At 62.2% G+C, this 16,317-nt stretch carries 16 protein-coding genes; 10 read left to right on the top strand and 6 right to left on the bottom strand.

Translation table 11 applies throughout. From position 1 onward, the window contains the following. Positions 1 to 3 precede the first annotated feature (3 nt). The 8 genes from A7317_RS21555 (at position 4) to hemN (ending at position 8,470) form a co-directional block, all read left to right on the top strand. On the top strand, positions 4 to 189 hold the full coding sequence (locus tag A7317_RS21555; RefSeq protein WP_003193169.1) for a CcoQ/FixQ family Cbb3-type cytochrome c oxidase assembly chaperone: 186 nt from the start codon (positions 4 to 6) through the stop codon (positions 187 to 189). Continuing rightward, complete coding sequence (gene ccoP / locus A7317_RS21550) at positions 186 to 1,163, top strand: cytochrome-c oxidase, cbb3-type subunit III (protein WP_024076828.1); 978 nt, start codon at positions 186 to 188, stop codon at positions 1,161 to 1,163. The genes A7317_RS21555 and ccoP overlap by 4 nt, the downstream gene beginning before the upstream one ends. Before the next feature lie 351 nt (positions 1,164 to 1,514). Next, on the top strand, positions 1,515 to 2,930 hold the full coding sequence (gene ccoG, locus A7317_RS21545) for a cytochrome c oxidase accessory protein CcoG (protein WP_024076829.1): 1,416 nt from the start codon (positions 1,515 to 1,517) through the stop codon (positions 2,928 to 2,930). A 32-nt stretch (positions 2,931 to 2,962) separates the two neighbouring features. Then, a complete protein-coding gene (locus A7317_RS21540; protein WP_024076830.1) occupies positions 2,963 to 3,502 on the top strand; it encodes a FixH family protein in 540 nt (179 codons plus the stop codon). A gap of 114 nt (positions 3,503 to 3,616) precedes the next feature. Then, positions 3,617 to 6,067, top strand: a complete 2,451-nt coding sequence (locus A7317_RS21535) for a heavy metal translocating P-type ATPase (protein WP_069076781.1) — start codon at positions 3,617 to 3,619, stop codon at positions 6,065 to 6,067. A gap of 22 nt (positions 6,068 to 6,089) precedes the next feature. Continuing rightward, on the top strand, positions 6,090 to 6,308 hold the full coding sequence (gene ccoS / locus A7317_RS21530) for a cbb3-type cytochrome oxidase assembly protein CcoS (protein ID WP_024076832.1): 219 nt from the start codon (positions 6,090 to 6,092) through the stop codon (positions 6,306 to 6,308). Continuing rightward, positions 6,301 to 6,984, top strand: coding sequence for a sulfite exporter TauE/SafE family protein (locus A7317_RS21525; RefSeq protein ID WP_024076833.1), 684 nt, complete (start codon positions 6,301 to 6,303; stop codon positions 6,982 to 6,984). Before ccoS ends, A7317_RS21525 begins: the two co-directional genes overlap by 8 nt. Before the next feature lie 103 nt (positions 6,985 to 7,087). Beyond that, positions 7,088 to 8,470 (top strand): oxygen-independent coproporphyrinogen III oxidase, encoded by a 1,383-nt coding sequence (hemN, locus tag A7317_RS21520; RefSeq protein WP_069076780.1) that lies wholly within the window; start codon positions 7,088 to 7,090, stop codon positions 8,468 to 8,470. Between the two features lie 7 nt (positions 8,471 to 8,477). On the opposite strand, the gene A7317_RS21515 is transcribed toward hemN, so the two are convergent. After that, positions 8,478 to 8,975 carry a hypothetical protein gene (locus A7317_RS21515; RefSeq protein WP_024076835.1) on the bottom strand — a complete coding sequence of 166 codons (498 nt, stop codon included), beginning with the start codon at positions 8,973 to 8,975 and terminating at the stop codon, positions 8,478 to 8,480. A 155-nt stretch (positions 8,976 to 9,130) separates the two neighbouring features. Between A7317_RS21515 and fnr the strand changes: the two genes are divergently transcribed. Together fnr and A7317_RS21505 are read left to right on the top strand one after the other, a co-directional pair. Further along, on the top strand, positions 9,131 to 9,865 hold the full coding sequence (fnr, locus tag A7317_RS21510) for a fumarate/nitrate reduction transcriptional regulator Fnr (RefSeq protein WP_016979302.1): 735 nt from the start codon (positions 9,131 to 9,133) through the stop codon (positions 9,863 to 9,865). A gap of 95 nt (positions 9,866 to 9,960) precedes the next feature. Beyond that, complete coding sequence (locus tag A7317_RS21505; protein WP_024076836.1) at positions 9,961 to 10,509, top strand: adenine phosphoribosyltransferase; 549 nt, start codon at positions 9,961 to 9,963, stop codon at positions 10,507 to 10,509. A gap of 43 nt (positions 10,510 to 10,552) precedes the next feature. Here A7317_RS21505 and A7317_RS21500 read toward each other — a convergent pair whose 3' ends face one another. From A7317_RS21500 to dnaX, 5 genes are all read right to left on the bottom strand, one after another. Then, positions 10,553 to 11,701, bottom strand: coding sequence for an acyl-CoA dehydrogenase family protein (locus tag A7317_RS21500; protein WP_024076837.1), 1,149 nt, complete (start codon positions 11,699 to 11,701; stop codon positions 10,553 to 10,555). Between the two features lie 182 nt (positions 11,702 to 11,883). Next, complete coding sequence (recR, locus tag A7317_RS21495; RefSeq protein WP_017845247.1) at positions 11,884 to 12,486, bottom strand: recombination mediator RecR; 603 nt, start codon at positions 12,484 to 12,486, stop codon at positions 11,884 to 11,886. A gap of 66 nt (positions 12,487 to 12,552) precedes the next feature. Further along, a complete protein-coding gene (locus A7317_RS21490) occupies positions 12,553 to 13,587 on the bottom strand; it encodes an NADP-dependent oxidoreductase (protein WP_069076779.1) in 1,035 nt (344 codons plus the stop codon). 132 nt (positions 13,588 to 13,719) lie between these two features. Beyond that, positions 13,720 to 14,058 carry a YbaB/EbfC family nucleoid-associated protein gene (locus A7317_RS21485; protein WP_017527493.1) on the bottom strand — a complete coding sequence of 113 codons (339 nt, stop codon included), beginning with the start codon at positions 14,056 to 14,058 and terminating at the stop codon, positions 13,720 to 13,722. A 43-nt stretch (positions 14,059 to 14,101) separates the two neighbouring features. Continuing rightward, the gene (gene dnaX / locus A7317_RS21480) at positions 14,102 to 16,156 is read right to left on the bottom strand and encodes a DNA polymerase III subunit gamma/tau (protein WP_069076778.1); all 2,055 of its coding nucleotides are present in this window, start codon (positions 16,154 to 16,156) and stop codon (positions 14,102 to 14,104) included. Between the last annotated feature and the right edge of the window lie 161 nt (positions 16,157 to 16,317).

Genomic DNA, 16,317 nt, shown 5'->3' with positions numbered 1-16,317 from the left:
TTCATGGATATCGGGATGATTCGTGGCCTGGGCACCGTGGTGGTGATGGTGGCCTTTATCGGCCTGGCGTTGTGGGTGTTCAGCCCGCGGCGCAAGTCGGAGTTTGACGACGCGACCATGCTGCCTTTTGCGGATGATCCCGAAGCCATCAAGCACGTCGAGCAAGCTTCTAGGAGTAACAAAGAATGACTACGTTCTGGAGTCTGTACGTCACAGTCCTCAGTCTGGGTACCATCTTCGCCCTGACCTGGCTGCTGCTGTCGACCCGCAAGGGCCAGCGCGCCGAGCAAACGGACGAAACCGTTGGCCACTCGTTCGACGGCATCGAGGAGTACGACAACCCGCTGCCGAAGTGGTGGTTCATGCTGTTCGTCGGCACCATCGTCTTCGCCCTTGGCTACCTGGTGCTGTACCCCGGCCTGGGCAATTGGAAAGGCCTGCTGCCGGGCTACAACTACCTCGACAACGACAAGCAAACCCCGTTCGCCAACGGCCAGACCGGCTGGACCGGCGTGCATGAATGGGAAAAGGAAATGGCCAAGTCGGACGCCAAGTTCGGGCCGATCTTTGCCAAATTCGCCTCGATGCCGATTGAAGAAGTGGCCAAGGACCCGCAAGCCTTGAAGATGGGCGGCCGCCTGTTCGCCTCCAACTGCTCCGTGTGCCACGGTTCCGACGCCAAGGGCGCCTACGGTTTCCCCAACCTGACCGACGCCGATTGGCGCTGGGGTGGCGAACCGGCGACCATCAAGGAAACCATCATGAAAGGTCGCCATGCCGTCATGCCGGCCTGGCTGGATATCCTCAAGGAACAAGGCGTCAGCGATGTGGCCGCGTTCGTCATCACCAACCTCGACGGCCGCAAGCTGCCGGAAGGCGTGAAAGCCGACGCGGCCAACGGCGAGAAACTCTTCGCCGCCAACTGCGTGGCCTGCCACGGCCCGGCCGGTAAAGGCACCCCAGCCATGGGCGCACCCGACCTGACCCACCCGGGTGCATTCATCTACGGTTCGAGCTTCGCCCAACTGCAGCAGACCATCCGTTGGGGCCGTCAGGGCCAGATGCCTGCGCAGGAGCAACTGCAGGGCAACGACAAGGTGCACTTGCTCGCGGCGTATGTTTACAGCTTGTCCCATGGGGATAAAAAGGCTGAAGGGCAGTAATACCGACCGTTATTTAGAAACACAGAAAAAACCAATGTGGGAGGGGGCTTGCCCCCGATAGCGGTGGATCAGTCAGACCTTTATTGACTGACACTCCGCTATTGGGAGCAAGCCCCCTCCCACATTGGATCGTCGGTGTTTTGAAGGCTGGCCCCGCAAAAACCGTCCATACTTCCCAAGTCAATTGATCCAGGTCACGTACACCATCAATTGATTTCCCCCAACGCGACCAAAGGTCGCACCCTTGGAGTACCATCGGGGGCGTATCATTACGCCACTGCAACACCCTTCATTTGACCCCGGTTGGCACGTACTGGCCGAGGCAAATCTCCACCGCCGTGGGATGCAATGATGAGCAACCAAATACCGGTACATGACGTTACCCCGCCTGCCAAAAACTCGAATCAACCTGTCGATCTCTACGCATCGCGAGAGAAAATCTACACCCGTGCCTTCACCGGCCTGTTTCGCAACTTGCGTATGCTCGGTGGCGCCGGTTTGTTCCTCCTCTACTTCGGCACCGTGTGGCTGAATTGGGGGGGGCACCAAGCCGTGTGGTGGAACCTTCCGGAGCGTAAATTCTTCATTTTTGGTGCGACCTTCTGGCCCCAGGATTTCATCCTGCTCTCGGGCATTCTCATCGTTGCGGCGTTCGGCCTGTTCTTTATCACGGTGTACGCCGGGCGCATATGGTGCGGGTATACCTGCCCGCAAAGCGTGTGGACATGGATCTTCATGTGGTGCGAAAAGGTCACCGAAGGCGACCGTAACCAGCGCATCAAGCTGGACAAGGCGCCGATGGGGGCCAACAAGTTCCTGCGCAAATTCAGCAAGCACACCCTGTGGCTGCTGATCGGCTTTGTCACCGGTATGACCTTCGTCGGTTACTTCTCGCCGATTCGCGAACTGGTGTTCGACTTCTTCACCGGCCAGGCCGATGGCTGGTCGTATTTCTGGGTGGGTTTCTTCACCCTCGCCACCTATGGCAACGCCGGCTGGCTGCGCGAACAGGTGTGCATCTATATGTGCCCGTACGCGCGGTTCCAGAGCGTGATGTTCGACAAAGACACCCTGATCGTCTCCTACGACCCACGCCGTGGCGAAGTGCGTGGCCCACGTAAAAAGGGTGCCGACTACAAGGCCCAGGGCCTGGGCGATTGCATCGACTGCACGATGTGCGTGCAAGTCTGCCCCACCGGTATCGACATCCGCGATGGCCTGCAAATCGAATGCATCGGCTGTGCTGCGTGCATCGACGCCTGCGACAACATCATGGACAAGATGGACTACCCGCGCGGCCTGATCAGCTACACCACCGAGCACAACCTGTCCGGGCAGAAGACCCACAAACTGCGCCCGCGCCTGATCGGCTATGCGCTGGTGCTGCTGGCGATGATGAGCCTGTTGGCCACGGCATTCTTCATGCGTTCGCTGGTAGGTTTCGACGTCAGCAAGGACCGCGTGCTCTACCGCGAAAACGCCGAAGGCCGGATCGAAAACGTCTACAGCCTGAAGATCATGAACAAGGACCAGCGCGACCACACCTACGTGCTCGACGCCGCCGGTCTGCCGGACCTCAAGCTGCAAGGCCGACGCGAAATCAAGGTGGCCGCCGGCGATATCGTCAGCATGCCGGTCGAACTGTCGAGCGCACCGGAGCAGTTACCGTCGAGCACCAATGAGGTGACCTTCATCCTCAAGGATGCCGATGACGCCAACGTGCATATTGAAGCCAAGAGCCGGTTCATCGGCCCTCAGGTTCGTTAACCACACTACTTCGTTAACCAGAGAGCAGAACAATGCCCGCAGCTACTGCCACAAGCCCTTGGTACAAGCACCTCTGGCCCTGGATCATCATTGGGATCCTGGCCTGCTCGGTGACCTTGACCTTGTCCATGGTGACCATCGCAGTCAAGAACCCGGACAACCTGGTCAACGACAACTACTACGAGGCCGGCAAAGGCATCAACCGCTCCCTGGACCGCGAACTACTGGCCCAGACCCTGCAACTGCGCGCCAAGGTGCACCTGGACGAACTGACCGGCGAAGTCGAGGTATATCTGACCGGCAACAGCGGCCCGTCGACCCTGGAACTGAACCTGATCTCCCCGACCCAGCCGGAGAAGGATCGCAAGATCAACCTGACCCGCAGCGCCAGCGAACCCGGACGCTATATCGGCCAGGTCACCGACAAGGTCGAAGGCCGCCGTTTCGTGGAACTGCTCGGTGTGGAAGGTGACCGGACCTGGCGCCTGTTCGAAGAAGAACAGGTCAGCCACGACAAGGACTTGCTGTTGGGTGATGAGCCGTTGCAAGGTGCTGAAGACCTGAAGAAGTAAACGCCTGCGCTTCGCGCATCGCGAGCAAGCCCGCTCACACCTCAGGAACGAGCGCCCCTGTGGGCGCGGGCCTGCCCGCGATGAGGCCCTCCCTGCCACCCAAGATCTCACGCCATGACCAGCCCCACTCCCTGCTACCACTGCGCCCTGCCCGTGCCACCCGGCAGCCGGTTCACCGCCGAGATCCTCGGCGAGCGCCGCGAGCTGTGCTGCCCGGGTTGCCAGGCGGTGGCCGAGGCAATCGTGGCCGGCGGGCTGGAAAGCTATTACCAGCACCGCAGCGAAGCCTCGGCCAACCCCGAGGCCCTGCCGGTGCAACTGGTGGACGAACTGGCACTGTACGACCGCGCCGACGTGCAAAAACCCTTCGTACGCCACGAAGGCGACCTTGCCGAAGCCACCCTGTTGATGGAAGGCATCAGTTGCGCCGCGTGTGGCTGGCTGATCGAAAAACACCTGCGCAGCCTGCCCGCCGTGGCCGAGGCGCGTCTCAACCTGTCCAACCATCGCCTGCATGTACGTTGGGCCGACGGGCAATTGCCGTTGAGCCAACTGCTCAGTGAGTTGCGCCATATCGGCTACGCCGCCCACCCTTACCAGGCGGACCGCGCCGCCGAACAACTGGCCGGCGAAAACCGGCGGGCCCTGCGCCAACTGGGGGTCGCCGGACTGCTGTGGTTCCAGGCGATGATGGCAACCATGGCCACCTGGCCGGAATTCAATATCGACCTGAGCCCGGAGTTGCACGTGATCCTGCGCTGGGTCGCGATGTTTCTCACGACCCCCATCGTGTTCTACAGCTGCGCACCGTTTTTCAAGGGCGCCATGCGCGACTTGCGCACCCGCCACCTGACCATGGATGTGTCGGTGTCCCTGGCGATTGGCGGCGCGTACCTGGCCGGCATCTGGACCTCGATCACCGGGGTCGGCGAATTGTATTTCGACGCGGTGGGCATGTTCGCCCTGTTCCTGCTGGCCGGGCGTTACCTGGAGCGGCGTGCCCGGGAACGCACGGCGGCGGCGACCGCGCAATTGGTCAACCTGCTGCCCGCCTCATGCCTGCGCATGAAAAGTGATGGGCAGAGCGAACGTATCCTGCTCAGCGAACTGGCGTTGGGCGACCGCGTGTTGGTGCACCCCGGCGCGGTATTGCCGGCAGATGGGGTGATCCTCGACGGCCAGTCCAGCATCGACGAATCCCTGCTGACCGGCGAGTACCTGCCGCAGCCGCGCCAGGTCGGCGACGCTGTGACGGCGGGCACCCTCAACGTCGAAGGCGCACTGACGGTCGAGGTCCGCGCCCTGGGGCATGACACGCGCTTGTCGGCCATCGTGCGCCTGCTGGAACGGGCCCAGGCCGACAAACCGCGCCTGGCGCAGATAGCCGACCGCGCCGCACAATGGTTCCTGCTCTGCTCACTGCTCGCTGCCGTGCTGATCGGCCTGCTCTGGTGGGAGCTGGATTCGTCGCGGGCGTTCTGGATCGTATTGGCGATGCTGGTGGCGACCTGCCCGTGCGCCCTCTCGCTGGCCACGCCAACCGCCCTGACTGCCGCCACCGGCACCCTGCACAAACTCGGCTTGTTGCTCACCCGAGGCCATGTGCTGGAAGGCTTGAACCAGATTGACACGGTGATTTTCGACAAGACCGGCACCCTCACCGAAGGGCGCCTGGCGCTGCGCGCGATCCGGCCGCTGGGCGCCCTGGACAGCGACCAGTGCCTGGGCCTCGCCGCTGCCCTCGAAAATCGCTCTGAACATCCGATCGCACGGGCCTTCGGCCGTGCCCCCCTGGCCGCTGACGAAGTGCTCAGTACCCCCGGCCTGGGCCTGGAAGGTCGCGTCGGCGAACGCCTGCTGCGGATCGGCCAGCCGGGGTTCGTGTGCGCACTGAGCGGTTGTCCGATCCCCGCCTCACCGGACGAAGCCGGACAATGGCTGCTGCTGGGCGACCGCGACGGCGCCCTCGCCTGGTTCGTACTGGATGACCGCCTGCGCAGCGACGCGCCGGCCCTGCTGGCTGCGTGCAAGGCACGGGGCTGGCGCACGCTGCTGCTGTCGGGGGACAGTTCACCGATGGTCGCCAGCGTGGCCGCCGAACTGGGCATCGACGAAGCCCACGGCGGCCTGCGCCCTGACGACAAGCTGCAGGTGCTGCAACAGTTGCATCAGCAAGGCCGTAAGGTGTTGATGCTGGGTGACGGTGTCAATGATGTCCCCGTACTCGCCGCCGCCGATATCAGCGTGGCCATGGGTTCGGCCACGGACCTGGCGAAAACCAGCGCGGACGCGGTATTGCTGTCCAACCGCCTGGATGCCTTGGTGCAAGCCTTCACCTTGGCGCGACGCACCCGTCGGGTCATCATTGAAAACCTGCTTTGGGCCGGGCTGTACAATGGCCTGATGCTGCCGTTTGCCGCCCTCGGCTGGATCACGCCGATCTGGGCGGCGATCGGCATGTCCCTCAGTTCGTTGACCGTGGTGCTCAACGCCCTGCGCCTGACTCGCCTGCCGAGTGCGCAGGCCAAAAGCGCCCCCTTGGTAAATCGCCCGCTGCCGGCTTGAGCCGCGCGGGCATGGAGTGCAGATGCCAGCTCTATACGTGATGATTCCAGCGGCGCTGCTGTTAGTGGGCGTCGCCATCTACATCTTCTTCTGGGCCGTGGACAGTGGTCAGTACGACGACCTCGACGGCCCGGCCCACAGCGTGCTGTTCGACGACCAGGACCCGAACCACCTGGCCGCCGTTGACAAGGCCAACGGCCCCGAACAGCCGGCCCAACCCAAAGACCCTCCCCATGCTTGAACTCCTGCCGCTGCTGGTCTCCGCCTTGATCCTCGGGCTCTTGGGCGGCGGCCATTGCCTGGGCATGTGCGGCGGGCTGATGGGCGCGCTGACCCTGGCGATCCCCAAGGAACAACGCAGCCGCAGGTTTCGCCTGCTGCTGGCGTATAACCTCGGCCGCATCCTCAGCTATGCCACGGCGGGCCTGTTGATCGGCCTGGCCGGTTGGGCCGTGGCCAACAGCCCGGCGGCGATGTTCATGCGCGTGCTCGCCGGGTTGCTGCTGATCTGCATGGGCCTATACCTGGCCGGCTGGTGGAGCGGGCTGACCCGTATCGAAAGCCTTGGGCGCGGCCTGTGGCGCTACATCCAGCCGGTCGCGAACCGTTTGCTGCCAGTGTCCAGCCTGCCCCGCGCCCTGCTGCTGGGCGCGCTGTGGGGCTGGTTGCCGTGCGGCCTGGTCTACAGCACCCTGCTGTGGGCTGCCAGCCAGGGCAATGCGCTGGACAGTGCGCTGCTGATGCTGGCGTTCGGCCTCGGCACCTGGCCAGTGCTGCTGGCGACGGGGCTGGCCGCCGAACGCGTCACGGCGTTATTGCGCAAACGTAGCGTGCGTGTGGCGGGGGGCGTGCTGGTGATGCTGTTCGGTATCTGGACCTTGCCAGGGCCCCATCAGCACTGGCTAATGGGCCACTAAAAGGCCATGTGGCATAGCGCCGCTCCCCGTTGACGCAAATCAAGATGCCTTTTCAGCCACGCCCCTAGACTCGGCCCACTAGCCTATCCGGGGGAACGCCCGCATGCTCGACGCCATTCGTTGGGACAGCAATCTGATTCACCGCTACGACTTGGCGGGGCCGCGCTACACGTCCTACCCCACCGCCGTACAATTCGACAGTCAGGTCGGTACCTTCGACCTGCTCCACGCCCTGCGCGACAGCCGTAAGGCCGTCCGACCGTTATCGCTGTATGTGCATGTGCCATTCTGCGCGAACATTTGCTACTACTGCGCCTGTAACAAGGTGATCACCAAGGACCGGGGCCGCGCCCAGGCTTACCTGCAGCGCCTGGAGCAGGAAATCCAATTGGTCGCCTGCCATCTCGACCCCAAGCAATCGGTGGAACAACTGCACTTCGGCGGCGGCACCCCAACGTTTCTCAGCCATGACGAACTGCGCCAGGTGATGGCCTGCCTGCGCAAACACTTCAATCTGCTCGACGATGATTCCGGCGACTACGGCATCGAGATCGACCCGCGTGAGGCCGATTGGGCGACCATGGGCCTGTTGCGCGAACTGGGCTTCAACCGTGTCAGCATCGGCGTGCAAGACCTCGACCCGGACGTGCAGCGGGCGGTCAATCGCCTGCAAAGCCTGGAAGAAACCCGCGCGGTGATCGACGCGGCGCGCACCCTGCAGTTTCGCTCGATCAATATCGACCTGATCTACGGCCTGCCCAAGCAAACCCCCATCAACTTCGCACGCACCGTGGAAGAAGTGATCAAGCTGCAACCGGACCGCTTGTCGGTGTTCAACTACGCACACCTGCCGGAGCGTTTCATGCCCCAGCGGCGGATCAACAGCGACGACCTGCCCGCACCGGCGCAAAAGCTACTGATGCTGCAAACCACTATTGAACAACTGACCGAGGCCGGCTACCGCTACATCGGCATGGACCACTTCGCCCTGCCGGACGACGAACTGGCCATCGCCCAGGAAGAAGGCACGCTGCAACGCAACTTCCAGGGCTATACCACCCATGGCCATTGCGACTTGATCGGGCTCGGGGTATCGGCAATCAGCCAGATTGGCGACCTGTATTGCCAGAACACCAGCGACCTCAGCGGCTATCAGAACGCACTGGCCGGCGCACAATTGGCCACCAGCCGTGGCTTGTTGTGTACCACGGACGATCGATTACGGCGGGAAGTGATTCAGCAATTGATCTGCAATTTCAGCCTGGACTTCGAACAGATCGAACAGGCATTCAACATTGATTTTCGCGGGTACTTCGACGAAGTCTGGCCGCAACTGGAGGCGATGGCAGAAGACGGCCTGATCGAGCTCGACGCCCAGGGTATTCGGGTGCTGCCGGCCGGACGCCTGCTGGTGCGCTCGGTGTGCATGGTGTTCGATGCCTATCTGGACCACCAGAACCGGCATCGATTTTCACGGGTGATCTGAGACCGTCCTACGCCATTGCCAGGGAACCGGCCTTGAGTGCATCTGGGCCACTCAAGCCTTTCATCGACTTGGCCAGGGACGTTTGCGCGGTCACCAGGCTAGCTTGCAGGGTGCTCAGCGCCCCTTGCAGATTGCTGATCTTGATCCGCGCCTCTTCCGGGCTAAGGCTCTTGTCCGCCATCACCGCTTGCAGTTCCTGCTGTTTCTCGGCGATCTGCTCCTTGATCTTGCGGATCATCTTGAGGGCCTGCTGAATGTTATCCGGCAGGCCGCTCTCCTCGATATCACTGTTGGACTTCTTCGCGGCACTGGCAGCAAGCAAGGCGGCACCGGAAATGGTCACCTTCACGCCTTCAGGTTCCTTGGTTTGCCGCAGCGGCGTGGCCGTTGCGTCCTTGAGTGCCTTGGCGGCGGCGGCAGCCTTGGTCTCCGCCACCAGGTCTTTCGACGGCGGCGAATCCATCAAGGCCGTATTGACCGGGATATTCGCACTAATGGAGATCATGATTCGAGCCTCCGAGCTCAAGCATTCGTCCCTTTGTATCGACCTGGACACATAAAGCTTTATGCCGATGCTGGTTTTTTGTACACGCTGGCCTCAACGCCTCCCAGTGCGGTACCCTTACGTCTTATGTGTGTTCTCCCACAAGGATTTAAGAAATGTCCGAGCCAGTCAAACTGCGCGCTCACAGCCAGGCTCACTGCAAGGATTGCAGCCTGGCGCCCCTCTGCCTGCCACTTTCGTTGAATCTGGAAGACATGGATGCGCTGGACGATATCGTTAAACGCGGTCGCCCGCTGAAAAAAGGCGAGTTTCTGTTTCGCCAGGGCGACAAGTTCGATTCCGTCTATGCAGTACGGTCGGGCGCGTTGAAGACATTCAGCCTGAGCGACAGCGGCGAAGAACAGATCACCGGCTTCCACCTGCCAAGCGAGCTGGTCGGGCTGTCGGGCATGGACACCGAGATTCACCCTGTGTCGGCCCAGGCCCTGGAGACCACATCGGTGTGCGAAATTCCTTTCGAACGCCTGGACGAATTGGCCCTGCAACTGCCGCAACTGCGCCGTCAGCTGATGCGCGTGATGAGTCGCGAAATTCGTGATGACCAGCAAATGATGCTGCTGTTGTCGAAAAAAACCGCCGACGAGCGCATTGCGACGTTCCTGGTCAACTTGTCGGCGCGGTTCCGTGCCCGTGGTTTCTCGGCCAACCAGTTCCGCCTGAGCATGTCGCGCAACGAAATTGGTAACTACCTTGGCCTGGCCGTGGAAACCGTGTCGCGGGTGTTCACCCGTTTCCAACAGAACGAGCTGATCGCCGCCGAAGGCAAGGAAGTGCATATCCTCGACCCGATCCAGCTGTGTGCATTGGCCGGCGGTTCGCTGGAAGGTTGATGTTCAAAGGTTGATCCAGACACCTGGGGCCGCGCCAACCCGCGAGGCCGCGGGTATACTTCGAGTCCGCTTCCCTGCCCCAGGACTCTTCGACGATGATCTTCGATTCGTTCGACATCAAATCCCTGATTCGCCCTGTCATCGACTTCCCCAAGCCTGGGGTGATCTTTCGCGATATCACGCCACTGTTCCAATCGCCCCGCGCCCTGCGCCTGGTGGCCGATAGCTTTGCCCACCGCTACGTCGAAGCCGACTTCACCCATATCGGCGCGATGGACGCCCGAGGCTTCCTGATCGGCTCGATCCTCGCCTACCAATTGAACAAACCGCTGATCCTGTTCCGCAAGCAAGGCAAGCTGCCGGCCGATGTGCTGACCGAGGGTTACCAGACCGAATACGGTGAAGCCTTCCTCGAAGTGCACGCCGACAGCCTGTGCGAAGGTGACTCGGTGCTGATGTTCGATGACCTGATCGCCACCGGCGGCACCCTGATCGCCGCGGCGAACCTGGTACGGCGCATGGGCGCGAGGCTTTTTGAAGCGGCGGCGATCATCGACCTGCCGGAGCTGGGTGGCTCGCAGCGCTTGGAAGACATGGGGATTCCGACCTTTTGCCTGACGCAGTTTGCCCTGACTGAACGGTAACGGTGACCAGGACTCCCGATGAAGCCATTAAGGACAACACACCTCACAACCCCATCTGCTTGCTGATGATTTCATTCATCACTTCGCGGGTGCCCCCGCCGATGGACAGGATGCGGTTGTCGCGATACAGCCGCTCCACCAGGCTGCCACGCATATACCCCTGGCCGCCGAGTATCTGCACGGCGTCATAAGTGACGCGGTCAGCGGTGTCGGTGGCCAGGTTTTTAGCCATGGAAATTTCCTTGATCACACTGACGCCAGCGGCCATTTTCGCGGCCTGGCGGTAGGTGAACTCCCTTGAGACTTCCACGGCGGTGGCCATTTCTGCCAGGCGATGCTTGAGCACCTGGAACTTGCCAATGGGTTTGCCGAACGCTTCACGCTGGGCGGCCCATTTGAGGCTTTCCTCCAGCGCAAGCTGTGCAGTCATATTGGCCATGAGGGCCAAGGCCAGGCGTTCGCTCTGGAAGTTGCCCATGATGCAGGCAAATCCCAGGTTCTCGGCGCCGATCAGGTTAGCGACAGGCACCCGGCAATCATCGAAGAACAATTCAGCGGTGTCGGACGCCCACCAGCCCATCTTCTTGAGTGGCTGGCCCACGGTAAAACCGGCAGTGCCCTTTTCAATCAGCAACAGGCTGATGCCGCCAAAGCCAGGCCCACCGGTACGCACCGCCACGGTGTAGAAGTCGGCACGAATACCGCTGGTGATAAAGGTCTTGCTGCCGCTGACCCGGTAATGATCGCCGTCGCGAATGGCGCGGGTTTGCAGGTTGGCCACATCGGAACCGCCACCGGGCTCGGTGACGGCCAGGGCGATGATCTTCTCGCCCGACAACACCTGCGGTGCCACACGCTCGCGCAACTCGGGCCGCGCCCATTTGACCACCGGCGGCAAACCGATATCCAGCGAGCCCAAGCCCGCCACCACACCACCGGAACCACAGCGCATCAACTCCTCGCTGGCGGCGACCTTGGCGAACAGATCACCTTCATGGCTACCGCCCAGGGCTTCGGGATAACCGATGCCGAGGATCCCCGCCGCGCCTGCCTTGCGGTACAACTCCCGGGGAAAGCTTTCCGCCTCCTCCCACTGCTCGATGTCCGGCAGCATTTCGCGCTCGACGAAACGGCGCACGCTGTCACGAACCAATTGGTGGCTGGGGTCGAAGTAGTCCTGGAAGGCAGGCATCGGCAAGCTCCACGGTAAGGTGGAGCGAAATTACCAAGCGCTTGCTTGGTTATCAAGCCGTGTGCAAATCCAAAGTGGGAGGGGGCTTGCTCCCGATGGCAGTGTGTCAGTCAACAGATTCATTGGCTGATCCCCTGCTATCGGGGGCAAGCCCCCTCCCACATTTGAGCCTGCGGTGATCGTTAGAGCGCGATCGGTTTTCGACCGGCAAACGAATGCGCCAACGTGCCGCCGTCCACCAACTCCAACTCGCCCCCCAACGGCACGCCATGGGCGATGCGCGAAGTGACCAGGCCTTTGTTGCTCAGCAGTTGGGCGATGTAATGCGCGGTGGCTTCACCTTCCACGGTCGGGTTGGTGGCCAGGATCACTTCGGTAAACGTGCCCTGCGCTTCTATACGCGCCACCAGCTGTGGAATACCGATCGCTTCCGGCCCCAGGCCGTCCAGGGGCGACAGGTGGCCCTTGAGCACGAAGTAGCGCCCGCGATAACCGGTCTGCTCCACCGCATACACGTCCATCGGCCCCTCCACCACACACAGCAGCGTGTCATCGCGGCGTGGGTCGGCGCATTGCGGGCAGAGCTCTTCTTCGGTGAGGGTGCGGCACTGCCGGCAGTGGCCAACCCCTTCCATGGCCTGGCTCAGGGCCTGGGCCAGCCGGGTGCCGCCGCTGCGATCCCGCTCCAGCAGTTGCAGCGCCATACGCTGGGCGGTTTTCTGACCCACACCGGGCAAGGTGCGCAAGGCGTCGATCAGTTGGCGAATCAGGGGGCTGAAGCTCATGGGGGAATGGTCCGACAAAACAACGAGACGCGGTTTATACCCGCGCCTCGGATTAGCGTCAAATGCTCAATCCTGCGCGACACGCACCACCAACTTGCCGAAGTTGCGCCCTTCGAGCAAACCGATAAAGGCCGCGGGTGCCTGCTCCAAGCCGTCGACCACGTCTTCGCGGAACTTGATCTTGCCGTCGCGCACCCACGGCGCCATGGCGCTGAGGAACTCCGGCTGGCGATCACCGTAGTCATCAAACACGATAAAACCCTGGATACGCACGCGCTTGGTCAGCAAGGTACGTTGCAGCGCCGGCAAACGATCAGGCCCGCTGGGCGCTTCATGGGCGTTATAGCCAGCAATCAGGCCGCACAGGGGAATCCGTGCCTTGGGGTTGAGCAGCGGCATGACGGCATCGAAAACCTTGCCACCGACGTTCTCAAAGTAGATATCCACGCCCTTGAAGCAGGCCTGGGCCAGCTCATCGACGAAGTGCTCGCTCTTGTGGTCGATACAGGCATCAAAGCCCAGCTCGTCCACAACGTAGCGGCACTTGTCGGGGCCGCCCGCGATACCGACCACTCGCAAGCCCTTGAGCTTGGCCACTTGCCCCACCACCGAGCCCACGGCGCCGGACGCTGCCGCCACCACCAGGGTTTCCCCGGCCTTGGGCTGGCCGATATCCATCAAGCCCATGTAGGCGGTCATCCCCGGCATGCCTAACACGCCCAGGGCCATGGATGGACTGGCCAAGCCCTTGGGCACCGGGATCAGGTTGCGACCGTCGGAAATGCTGTGGCTCTGCCAGCCGGTAGCCCCGACCACCAGCTCGCCCACTTCGAATTTCGGATGGCGCGACTGCTCGACACGGCTGACAGCGCCACCGGTCATCACTTCGTCGATTTCCACCGGCGCCGCGTAGGACGGGGCGTCGCTCATGCGCCCGCGCATGTATGGGTCGAGGGACAGGTACAGCGTCTTCAGCAGTACCTGGCCGTCCGCCAGTTCCGGCAGGGTTACCCGCTCAAGGCGGAAGTTCTCTGGCGTGGGGGCGCCGTGAGGGCGCGAAACCAGGACAATGCGCTGGTTAAGAGTCAGTTCTTGAGGCATCAGGGGGCTCCTTATCGAATCCATCGGTATAGGGTGCAGACCATGAGTGCCGGGCCAGGGTTCGATCGGATCGGCACAAACAAAAATGCCAGGCGCAATGCCTGGCATTTCAGTCTAGCCAAGGCTGGCCGATCAGAACGGCAGCTTCATACCCGGCGGCAGTTGCATGCCAGCGGTCACGCCGGACATTTTGTCCTGGCTGTTGGCTTCGATCTTGCGCACGGCGTCGTTGACGGCGGCGGCGAACAGATCTTCGAGCACTTCACGGTCGTCATCGCTGACGCCTTCGAGCAGGCTCGGGTCGATGCTCACGCGCTTGATGTCGTGACGGCCAGTCATCACCACGCTGACCATATCGCCACCGGCTTTACCGGTGACTTCGGCGTTGGCCAGTTCTTCCTGCATCTTGGCCATCTTTTCCTGCATCTGCTGCGCCTGCTTCATCAGGCCGGCCATGCCACCTTTCATCATGGGAATCACCTCAAAAGTACGTGGATCAATAAGTAGCCCGGTGTCATGACGCCTGGGGCACCGGGGCTTCGACAGGTTCAATAGTATCGTGACGGACGACCGCACCGAACTGTTCCATCATTTGCTGGATGAGCGGATCAGCGTGGATCGACTCTTCGGCTTCGCGCTGGCGGTTCAGGCGCCGGCGAGTCGCGGCCTGGGCCGGGGTTTCCTGCTCGGGCTTGATCAACTCGATGGCAATGGTCAGCGTGCGCTCATGGTACTGGTTAAGGGCATCGTTGAGTCGGCGCTGCTGGGTCGCGTTGAACAAGGCGCTGTGAGCCGGGTCCAGATGCAACAGCCAGTGGTCGCCCTCGATCGCGATCAGGGTGCAGTTGGCGGCGATGCTGCCGGTCATGCCGGAAATCGGCAGTTTCGGGAACAGCTCCAGCCATTGCAGGGCCAGGCCGGTAGCGGGTGCTGCGGCGGGTTCGGCCTCGGGCTCGGGGGCCGGCTCGGCCGCATGTTCGCTGGCCAGTTCGTCCAGGTAGCTGTAGGCCGAATCGATGTCCGGTTCGATGTAGTCTTCGTCCAGCGGCGGTTCGTCGTCGAGGTCGATACCTGGGACTGCGGCATCCACCTGGGCCACAGTGGGCTCAGGCACCGGCGCGCTGACCCATTCCGGCGCGTCCGGCACCACGCTGTCCGGGGTCGGCGTAGGCATCGGCGTCAGCTCGGGCTGCTCGCCAGCGGTTTCCAGCACCGGCTCCACGGCGGGCTGCAACTCGACTTCAGCGTCAGCCTCCAGCGGGTCATTCCAGGGCAGGTCAACCACTGGGGCCGGCTCGGGCTCGATCAGCGGCTCCGGCGCGACTTCCGGCGCAACAGCTACAGGCTCTGGCGCCGGGGCAACCGGCGCAGGCGCAGCAACCACTGGCGCGACAACCGCCGCGCCAGCCACTGGTTTGGCGGAATCAACTGTGGCTTGGCTGATCCCCACTGGCTTTAGCGGCTGTCTCGGGGCGTCCGTGGAGTCGGCAGGCCGGAAGGCCAGCATTCGTAACAGGACCATTTCGAAACCACCGCGCGGATCCGGCGCCAACGGCAGGTCCCGACGGCCGATCAGGCCCATCTGGTAGTAGAACTGCACATCTTCGGCCGGCAACGCCTGGGCCAGGGCCAGCACGCGGTCGCGGTCGCCATGGCCATTGTCGACACCTTCAGGCAGCGCCTGGGCAATGGCGACGCGGTGCAGCACGTTGAGGATTTCCGAAAGCACGCCGTTCCAGTCCGGGCCTTGCTCCGACAAGTGGCGCACGGCTTCGAGCAACTTCTTGGCGTCGCCCTCGATCAATGCGTGCAGCACATCGAACACCTGGCCGTGATCCAGGGTGCCGAGCATGGCACGCACATCGGCGGCCATGACCTTGCCTTCACCAAAGGCAATGGCCTGGTCAGTGAGGCTCATGGCATCGCGCATCGAGCCATCGGCAGCGCGGCCAAGCAGCCACAGGGCGTCGTCTTCGAACGGTACGTTCTCGACACCCAGCACATGGGTCAAGTGCTCGACCACGCGCTCAGGGGTCATGTTTTTCAGGGAAAACTGCAGGCACCGCGACAAAATAGTTGCAGGAAGCTTCTGCGGGTCGGTGGTGGCCAGAATGAATTTGACGTAGGGCGGCGGCTCTTCCAGGGTCTTCAACAATGCGTTGAACGAGTGGCTGGACAGCATGTGTACTTCGTCGATCAGGTAGACCTTGAAGCGGCCGCGACTCGGCGCGTACTGCACGTTATCCAGCAGTTCCCGCGTGTCTTCGACCTTGGTGCGGCTGGCGGCGTCGATCTCGATCAGGTCGACAAAACGCCCTTCGTCGATCTCGCGGCACACCGAACAGGTACCACAGGGCGTCGATGTGATCCCCGTCTCACAGTTCAGGCATTTGGCAATAATTCGGGCAATGGTGGTCTTGCCGACACCCCGGGTACCGGTAAACAGGTAGGCGTGATGCAGCCGTTGGCTGTCCAAGGCATTGATCAGAGCCTTGAGCACATGGGTCTGGCCGACCATTTCGCGGAACGAGCGCGGACGCCATTTACGTGCAAGAACCTGATAACTCATCGAAAACCGTCGCAACTGGGAAGCGGAAGCCGGTAATGCTAGCGGAGCAAGGGGGAAATTGCATCCGGCACGCTCGCCTAATCTGACCAAGCTCGCCTGACTGGCGTTTTAATGGCCTGAACCGGAGAGTGTCTACGCGTAGTCCTGGGCGCTTTATGGAT

Origin of the sequence: Pseudomonas fluorescens, from assembly GCF_001708445.1 — a bacterium.
GTDB lineage: Bacteria > Pseudomonadota > Gammaproteobacteria > Pseudomonadales > Pseudomonadaceae > Aquipseudomonas > Aquipseudomonas gorinensis.
This window is presented reverse-complemented; position numbering and strand designations above follow the sequence as displayed.